Below are 8,359 nucleotides of genomic sequence, written 5' to 3' on the forward strand. Positions count from 1 at the left end.
CGAAAAAAGTAATACAACGGTGGAGACACCGCTTGTGAACGGATATATCGAGACAGTAGAAGCAAGGGAAAAGATGTTCGGCAAAGAAGTGGGTGTCGCTTATGCGGAAGGATTTATGTCAAAAAAACCGTTTCTGATCGAAGCCGATTTGTTAGGGGAAAAATAATCTTATGAAATTAAAAATTGGAATTACCTGCTACCCTACAGTAGGAGGTTCGGGTGTCGTTGCAACTGAATTGGGCAAAATGCTTGCAGAAAAAGGACATGAAATACATTTCATTTCTTCAAGCCTCCCTTTCCGCCTAAATAAGATGTACCATAATATTTATTATCACCAAGTGGAAGTCAACTCTTACTCTGTTTTTCAATATCCACCTTATGACCTTGCGCTTGCGAGTAAGATAGCGGAAGTAGTGAAGAGGGAAAAACTTGATATTCTCCATGTTCATTATGCCATTCCACATGCGGTTTGTGCGATTCTTGCAAAGCAGATGTCAGGAAATAAAGTTAAAATCGTCACGACTCTTCATGGTACAGACATTACTGTGCTAGGCCATGACCCTTCACTATCCAATTTAATAAAATTTGGAATTGAACAATCAGATGTTGTTACAGGTGTATCTAATTCGCTCGTGCAACAAACACATGAGTTAATCTCTCCGGAAAAGGAAATCAAAACCGTTTATAATTTTATTGATGAAAGGGATTATCATAAAACCAATTCAGAATATTTACGGGACGAGTACGGTATTCAAGATGAAGAAAAAGTCATCATTCATGTATCAAATTTTCGTTCAGTCAAGCGGGTTAAAGATGTTATCCAAGCGTTCTTTTTAGCTCAAAAGAAAATACCTGCTAAGCTTCTTCTCGTAGGAGACGGCCCGGAAGTAACAACGGTATTAAAGTTGGCTAAAGATCTCGGAATCGAAGAAAAGGTCTTGTTTCTGGGTAAGCAGGACAACCTTGCCGAATTATATTCAATTAGTGATTTAATTTTACTGCTATCCGAAAAAGAAAGTTTTGGACTTGTACTTCTTGAGGCAATGGCATGTGGTGTTCCATGTATAGGAACGAATGTAGGAGGGATTCCCGAGGTTATTGTTGACGGAAAGACCGGCTATATTTGTGAATTGGGCGACGTCGAAATGGTAGCTGAAAAGGCTGTCGGACTTTTAAGAAACCCTATTTTACATAAACGTTTTTCTGAGGCTGCTCTAGAAAGGGCCAATACTGAATTTCACTCAGATACCATTATGTCAGAGTATGAAGCAATCTATGTTCAAGCGCTCGAAACTAATTCTATTGAATAAGGAGGGGATGCTGATGGATCAGTTATTCTTAAAATCAGTGCCCATTCTTGAATTGATTGAAAAAGCAGGATTCGAAGCCTATTTTGTGGGTGGTTCAGTAAGAGATTATATACTTGGCAGGCCCATCAATGATGTGGATATCGCTAGTTCTGCTACACCTCAGGAAATTAAAGGAATCTTTCCTAAAACAGCAGATATCGGAATCGAACATGGAACGGTGCTTGTAATTGCGGAGTCTGGTACGTACGAAATTACGACATTTAGAACGGAAAGCGGGTATACGGACTTTCGCAGACCTGATTCCGTGCAATTTGTCCGTTCTTTGACCGAAGACTTACAGAGAAGAGACTTTACGATGAATGCGATTGCTATGGATAAGTCTGGGAATATGATTGATCCATTTAACGGTAAGCGTGATTTGTTACAAAGAAGAATTATCACGGTTGGCAATCCTCATGAAAGATTTCATGAGGATGCTTTGAGAATGATGCGTGCATTAAGGTTTGTCAGCCAGCTTGATTTCGAACTGGATCAGCAAACTTTTGATTCACTTCAAGAGAATGGACCAATCATTAGCGAAATTGCAATCGAAAGAATTCTCATTGAATTTGAAAAACTTTTAGCTGGAGATTACAAGACAAGGGCCCTCTCGCTCTTACTAGAGAGCGGGTTATACCAATACTTGCCACGATTTTCCAATCAAAAAGAAAATTTGGAGAAGTTATTAAATCTGCCGCTTCATCACTTAAAAGCGGCAGATTTATGGTCTGTTATCATGATTTATACGAATGCCAAGGATATTGAAGCGGCGTTAAGAGAGTGGAAACTGCCGCTGAAAACAATTAGAAGTGTCCAACGTATTATTCAGTTAGCAAAGAAAGAACCGCCGTTTGAAAATTCTGCTCTCGAAATATTCCAGGCAGGTCAGATTGAAGCCGTCCAAGCTGCTACAGTCCGAGCTGTCTTAGCAGGACGAAATGTTAAGTATGCGGAGAAGGTTATTCATCAACGATTTAATGAATTAATAATTAAACAAATGTCTGATCTTGCGGTAACGGGTACGGACTTACTGAAATGGCATCAAGAAAGACCGGGTCCATGGGTGAAAGAATACTTGGAATTGATTTTGAAAGCTGTTTTGAATGCAGAATTAAGAAATGAAAAAGATGAAATTAAGAGGTGGCTGGAGAAATGCAATCTGATTTAAGAACAAAGCTGATGGAAGCCCTTTCAAAGGCGAATGGTGCATTTATATCCGGTCAAGAAATTGCTGAATATATAGGCTGTTCGCGCACGGCTGTCTGGAAGCATATAGAAGACCTGCGCAGTGAAGGGTATAATGTTGAAGCTGTCCGCAAAAAAGGCTACCGGATTATTTCAACACCGGAAAAAGTGTCAGAAAGCGAAATACAGCTTGGCTTGGAAACAAAAAAACTCGGGAAAATGATTCACTATCAGGAATCTGTAGAATCAACTCAAAAAATTGCCCATCAACTTGCAAATGAAGGAGTTCAGGAGGGGACTCTTGTTGTTGCCGAGGAACAAGTATCTGGAAAAGGAAGACTCATGAGATCTTGGCATTCTCCAAAATTCAGTGGCATCTGGATGAGTCTAATCTTAAGGCCAAAGATTCCACTTCATGAGGCTCCTCAGTTGACTTTACTGGCCGCGGTTGCCGTGGTTCAGGCAATAGAGGATATAACGGATTTACAACCTCAAATCAAATGGCCGAACGATATTTTGATAAATCGAAAGAAAGTAACTGGCATTCTGACAGAAATGCAGGCAGAATCGGACAGAATTCATTCTGTCATTATCGGAATTGGTATGAATATCAATCAACAAATTGAAGATTTCCCAGAAGATCTGCAGGAGAAAGCGTCTTCTCTTTTCATAGAAAGCGGAGAAACGGTTTCAAGGTCAAAGGTTATACAACGTGTGTTGGTTCGTTTAGAAAATTTGTATGATCTATATTTACAAGAAGGCTTTATGCCAATAAAGGGTTTATGGGAGAGTTATGCCATCAGCCTGGGACAGGTTATTAAAGCGAGTACGGTTAATGATACAATTGTCGGAAAAGCATTGGGAATAACAGATGCTGGTGTTCTGCTCCTTGAAGACAAAAAGGGAACCGTACATTCGATTTATTCAGCAGACATTGAAATTCAGTAGATTTTTGTCAAATCTGTGAAAAATAAATAGAATTTTTGATTTTGGCTTGATATAATGCAAGTGGGCAGTATCTCATGTGAACTGCACCCCCATAAATACCAAATTATTTGAAAATCTGCCTTGATCCAGCGTACTGGACTAGGACGGAGGGATGAAACTTCTGATGTTATCAAAGAGATTGACTAAAAGGACAAGTGCTGTTTTGTTGACAATATGAGGCGTTTTTTGCCACTTATTGTAACGTAACAGATACTCTATTTAGTCAGTCTTTTTTTTGCGTATGAATGTATAGACACCAGTTTTTAAAACGCTGATGTTTTCATCTCCTCCATCAAAAAGGAGGAAACGTAATGAAATTATCCGGAGATTTTTTGAAAATGAAACAAAATCACGAGAAAATTGTCATGCTTACGGCATATGATTATCCGTCAGCAAAGTTAGCCGAACAATCAGGTGTCGACATGATTTTAGTTGGCGATTCTTTAGGAATGGTTGTATTAGGTTATGACTCTACCATCCCTGTAACGGTTAATGACATGATTCATCATACAAAAGCAGTAAAACGTGGGGCCCCCGATACGTTTGTCGTGACAGATATGCCCTTCATGAGCTATCACCTATCTTTAGATGAAACACTTAAAAATGCGGCCCGCATCATGCAGGAAGGCCATGCGGATGCTGTGAAGGTTGAAGGGGCAGATGACGTTGTCGAAAAAATCTCCGCATTAACAAAGGCTGGTATTCCCGTAATAGCTCATCTTGGCCTGACTCCGCAATCGGTCGGTGTGCTTGGTGGGTATAAAGTACAGGGAAAAGATGCGGAAGCAGCTTCACAGCTCGTTGAAGATGCGAAAAAATGTGAAGCGGCAGGAGCCATAGCGATAGTATTTGAGTGTGTACCATATCAAGTAGGAGAACTCGTCACACAAAACCTAGCAATTCCAACCATTGGAATTGGGGCAGGTGCTGAAACAGATGGTCAAGTCCTTGTTTATCACGATGTCATCAGTTATGGTGTTGATCGTGTTGCAAAATTTGTTAAAGTGTACGGAAATGCGAACGAACTAATAAGCAATTCGATTACAAGTTATGTGAATGAAGTGAAAACTAAAGATTTTCCAACGAAAGAGCATACATTTACGATGAAGGAAGAGCAGCTTTCAGCGCTTTACGGGGGAAAAAAATGAAAACTTTTACTTCTGCAGCTGAATTACAACAAATAATCATTAAGGAAAAAAGCAATCACAAAAGTGTCGGCTATGTAGCAACAATGGGCTTCTTACATGAGGGACATGCCACCCTTTTAGAAAACGCTCGTAAAGAAAATGATATCGTTGTTTTAAGTATTTTTGTCAATCCGTTGCAGTTCGGACCAAATGAGGACTTTGAAACATACCCTCGTGATTTGGAACGTGATGAAAATGTCGCAGCCAATGCAGGCGTGGATTATCTTTTCTACCCAACTGTCAATGAAATGTACGGTGAAGAGCCATCAGTCAAGGTTGTCGTCCAAAGCAGGACGGAATGTTTATGTGGTAGACAAAGACCAGGCCATTTCGATGGTGTAGCGACGGTCCTAACGAAATTCTTTAATATCATTCTTCCAGATAGAGCTTACTTCGGTAAGAAGGATGCACAGCAAGTCGCAGTAATAGATGGTTTGATTCAAGACTTTAATTTTCCAATTAAACTCGTAGCTGTCGATACCGTTCGTGAAGAAGATGGATTAGCAAAGAGCTCTCGAAATGTATATCTGCTAGATGATGAACGCATAGAAGCAAAAGAATTATACCAAAGTTTATTGAAAGCGATAGAAGCGATTAATACAGGGGAAAGAAATCCTGATACAATTATGGCGCTAGTAAGGGAACATGTAGAAGCCCATACAAATGGGAAAATAGATTATATTGAGGTTTATCAATATCCAGAGCTCAAGCCGATTGAAACATTATCAGGAAATATCATTATAGCAATGGCCGTGAAGTTTAAGCATGCAAGGCTAATTGATAATATTACATTGACAGTAGAATAAACCTACAGCATAGGGGGAGTTTACATGTTTCGAACAATGATGAATGGAAAAATCCATCGCGCAAGGGTTACTGAAGCCAATTTGAATTATGTTGGCAGTATTACAATTGATGAAGACATAATTGACGCGGTAGGCATTCTGCCGAATGAAAAAGTAGCCATCGTCAATAATAATAATGGTGCACGCCTTGAAACGTATGTGATTGCAGGTGAACGGGGCAGCGGTGTTGTTTGTTTGAACGGAGCAGCAGCAAGACTAGTTCAGCCTGATGATATTGTGATTATCATATCTTATGTGATGGTCGCTGAAGATAAGCTGAGTGATCATCAGCCTAAAGTTGCGATTATGAATGAAAATAACCAAATTGTTGAACTGATTTCAAACGAACCTGCAGCTACTATCATGTAAGCGGAAGGCCGGCTCTTATGCGCATGTATCATGCATATGTTGAGCCGGCCCTTTTCATTTGCTTAGAATTGTATTACCAGGATAGGGGTAGGGATTGAAGTGGATTCAATTAATTAAACTTTTATTCGATAAACTGCGTGTTTCCTTTATTACGATTATTATGGTATAAAAAAGATAAGAGAATTCCATCAGGAAGTGGAGAAAGTGAAGTTTGAGGTGTACAATTCATGACACAACGATATGTAGTGGTCGATTTGGAAACAACAGGAAATTCTCCGAAAAAAGGAGACCGGATTATTCAATTTGCCGGCGTAGTCATCGAAAATGATCAAATTGTAGATGAATACTCAACGTTCATCCACCCTGGACAAGAAATTTCCTTGTTTATTGAAGAATTGACCGGAATAAGCAACGAGACGGTAAAGGATGCACCTGACTTTGAAGATGTCGCAGAAAATATTGCCCGGCTTATAGAAGGGGCTTGTTTTGTTGCCCATAATGTTTTATTTGACTTATCTTTTTTACAGGAAGAATTAGTACGCTGTGGATTGGAGCCTTTTTATGGTTCCACACTTGATACGGTAGAGTTAGCGAAAATTTTGAAACCGACATCCGATGGATATAAGCTACATCAGCTGGCCAAAGAAGAAAATCTAGATCATTCTCGGCCTCATCAAGCGGATAGCGATGCATATGCTACCGCTTTATTATTATTGGAATTGAAAAAAAAGCTCATGAATCTGCCAGTGATGACGCTTAAACAGTTATACCGCTTATCTTTTTCCTTACAAAGTGAAATTTCCGAATTGATAGATGCTTGTATTGCAAGCAAACTTACAAAAGCTGAAGTTCATTCACCTGAACTTATTACATTTAGAGGCCTTGCATTTAAAAAAGTCGACGAAGAAACTAATTATAAAGACAGAGAAGCAGAATTTCCGCAAGATGATAAGAAGAAAATGGCCATGCTACAAAATGCTTTTCCTGCTTTTGAAGCGAGAAACGGACAGCTGGAAATGATGAATATGATTCATCATTCCTTCGAATCCAGTCAAGACGCAATCATTGAAGCTGGGACTGGGATTGGGAAATCCTTAGGCTATCTGCTTCCTGCTGTTTATTTTGCGAGGAAACATCAAAAGCCCGTAGTCGTTTCGACGTATACGCTTCAGTTACAAGATCAACTTCTTCAAAACGAAGTTCCTAAGCTGAAAAAAATCCTTCCTTATTCTTTTCAAGCTGTATTGCTAAAGGGGAGAAGTAATTATTTGAGTTTGGCAAAGTTTGAACGGGCATTACGTGAAAAGGAAGATAATTACGAAACAGCATTAACAAAAATGCAAATATTAGTTTGGCTAACGGAAACGGAAACAGGAGATAAAGATGAATTAAATCTCACAAGTGGTGGACAACTTTTTTGGAATAGACTTCAAAGTGACGGGCTTACATATGTCGGTTTAAAACAACCATGGCTTGAATTGGACTTTTTTGAAAGAGCAAAAAGAACAGCGGGCAAAGCAGATATCATCATTACTAATCATTCCTTTTTAATGACTGATCTTCTTACAGAAGATGCCCTCATTCCAAAAAAAGGGTATTTAATTCTTGATGAGGCTCACCATTTGGAACAGGCTGCTTCTAAACAGCTTGGACGAAGACTTAATTATATTTCTGTGAAGACGGTGCTGAACAGACTAGGGACCACAGATCAAAAGCAATTATTATACAAACTTGAAAAATTGCTCTCAAACAACCGCTTGACGGAAGGTAGGTCCACGCATGACCTAGATCGAAAGCTTAATGACTTTGCCTATGAATTTGAACAACTTTTTTATTACATCTCCAACCAAGCCCAAAAACTATCTCATTCTGTGAGTCCGAAACGCCTCTCATTTAAGATAGATGACCATCGATGGAGTAAAGCGATTCTGGTTGCTGAACGGTTAGTAGACTTGCTAGGATCGATCATCGTGGAACTGGAGAAAAGGTTGAGTCTTTTATTAAATAATGAAGCCACGTTAGGGAAAAATGCTTTATTTTATTTAAATGATATAGAAGTGCTTCTTGGACATTTGCAGGATACAAGGGATTCCTTACATGAATTTTTTATCAATCCACAAGAAGAAAATATTTATTGGCTTGATTATACAAATACAGCACCACAACATGGCGTGACATTGACTGTTCAGCCAATTGCAGGAAGTAAATGGTTGTGGGATTCCTATTTTGGACGCCAGAAAAGTGTGATCATGACATCGGCAACMCTCGTTGTGAAGGATTCATTTCAGTACTTTAAAGCGCAGCTTGGTTTAGATTCTGAACCAATACAGACCGCAAGATYTCCTTCACCTTTTCGTTATAAGGAACTTGTGAAGGTGGTAGTTCCGAACGATATTCCGGATATTAATTGCTTATCAGTGGAGGAGTTCTCGGAAAC

General features: G+C 39.3%; 7 protein-coding genes and 1 pseudogene. All 8 read left to right on the top strand.

The annotated features are described in order from the left end of the window. Positions 1-166: pseudogene (locus AC1DUW_RS16480) on the top strand (bacillithiol biosynthesis deacetylase BshB1); the annotation flags it as partial. 4 nt (positions 167-170) lie between these two features. Beyond that, on the top strand, positions 171-1,310 hold the full coding sequence (gene bshA / locus AC1DUW_RS16485) for an N-acetyl-alpha-D-glucosaminyl L-malate synthase BshA (RefSeq protein ID WP_053346756.1): 1,140 nt from the start codon (positions 171-173) through the stop codon (positions 1,308-1,310). A 13-nt stretch (positions 1,311-1,323) separates the two neighbouring features. Further along, positions 1,324-2,517 (top strand): CCA tRNA nucleotidyltransferase, encoded by a 1,194-nt coding sequence (locus AC1DUW_RS16490; RefSeq protein ID WP_477642981.1) that lies wholly within the window; start codon positions 1,324-1,326, stop codon positions 2,515-2,517. Continuing rightward, positions 2,502-3,482, top strand: coding sequence for a biotin--[acetyl-CoA-carboxylase] ligase (locus AC1DUW_RS16495; protein ID WP_053346754.1), 981 nt, complete (start codon positions 2,502-2,504; stop codon positions 3,480-3,482). Before AC1DUW_RS16490 ends, AC1DUW_RS16495 begins: the two co-directional genes overlap by 16 nt. Before the next feature lie 350 nt (positions 3,483-3,832). Beyond that, positions 3,833-4,669, top strand: coding sequence for a 3-methyl-2-oxobutanoate hydroxymethyltransferase (panB, locus tag AC1DUW_RS16500; RefSeq protein ID WP_053346753.1), 837 nt, complete (start codon positions 3,833-3,835; stop codon positions 4,667-4,669). Further along, positions 4,666-5,514, top strand: a complete 849-nt coding sequence (panC, locus tag AC1DUW_RS16505; RefSeq protein WP_053346752.1) for a pantoate--beta-alanine ligase — start codon at positions 4,666-4,668, stop codon at positions 5,512-5,514. The genes panB and panC overlap by 4 nt, the downstream gene beginning before the upstream one ends. A 24-nt stretch (positions 5,515-5,538) precedes the next feature. After that, a complete protein-coding gene (gene panD, locus AC1DUW_RS16510; RefSeq protein WP_053346751.1) occupies positions 5,539-5,922 on the top strand; it encodes an aspartate 1-decarboxylase in 384 nt (127 codons plus the stop codon). Between the two features lie 227 nt (positions 5,923-6,149). After that, on the top strand, positions 6,150-8,359 hold a 2,210-nt coding region (gene dinG / locus AC1DUW_RS16515), incomplete at its 3' end, for an ATP-dependent DNA helicase DinG (protein ID WP_477642982.1).

The sequence above is a fragment of the Peribacillus sp. P4_C12 genome, from assembly GCF_056402095.1.

Bases quoted from the DNA above. Each gene is read 5' to 3' on its own strand.
- panB (WP_053346753.1), top strand. From the start codon at position 3,833: ATGAAATTATCCGGAGATTTTTTGAAAATGAAACAAAATCACGAGAAA.
- bshA (WP_053346756.1), top strand. From the start codon at position 171: ATGAAATTAAAAATTGGAATTACCTGCTACCCTACAGTAGGAGGTTCG.
- AC1DUW_RS16490 (WP_477642981.1), top strand. From the start codon at position 1,324: ATGGATCAGTTATTCTTAAAATCAGTGCCCATTCTTGAATTGATTGAA.
- panC (WP_053346752.1), top strand. From the start codon at position 4,666: ATGAAAACTTTTACTTCTGCAGCTGAATTACAACAAATAATCATTAAG.
- AC1DUW_RS16495 (WP_053346754.1), top strand. From the start codon at position 2,502: ATGCAATCTGATTTAAGAACAAAGCTGATGGAAGCCCTTTCAAAGGCG.
- panD (WP_053346751.1), top strand. From the start codon at position 5,539: ATGTTTCGAACAATGATGAATGGAAAAATCCATCGCGCAAGGGTTACT.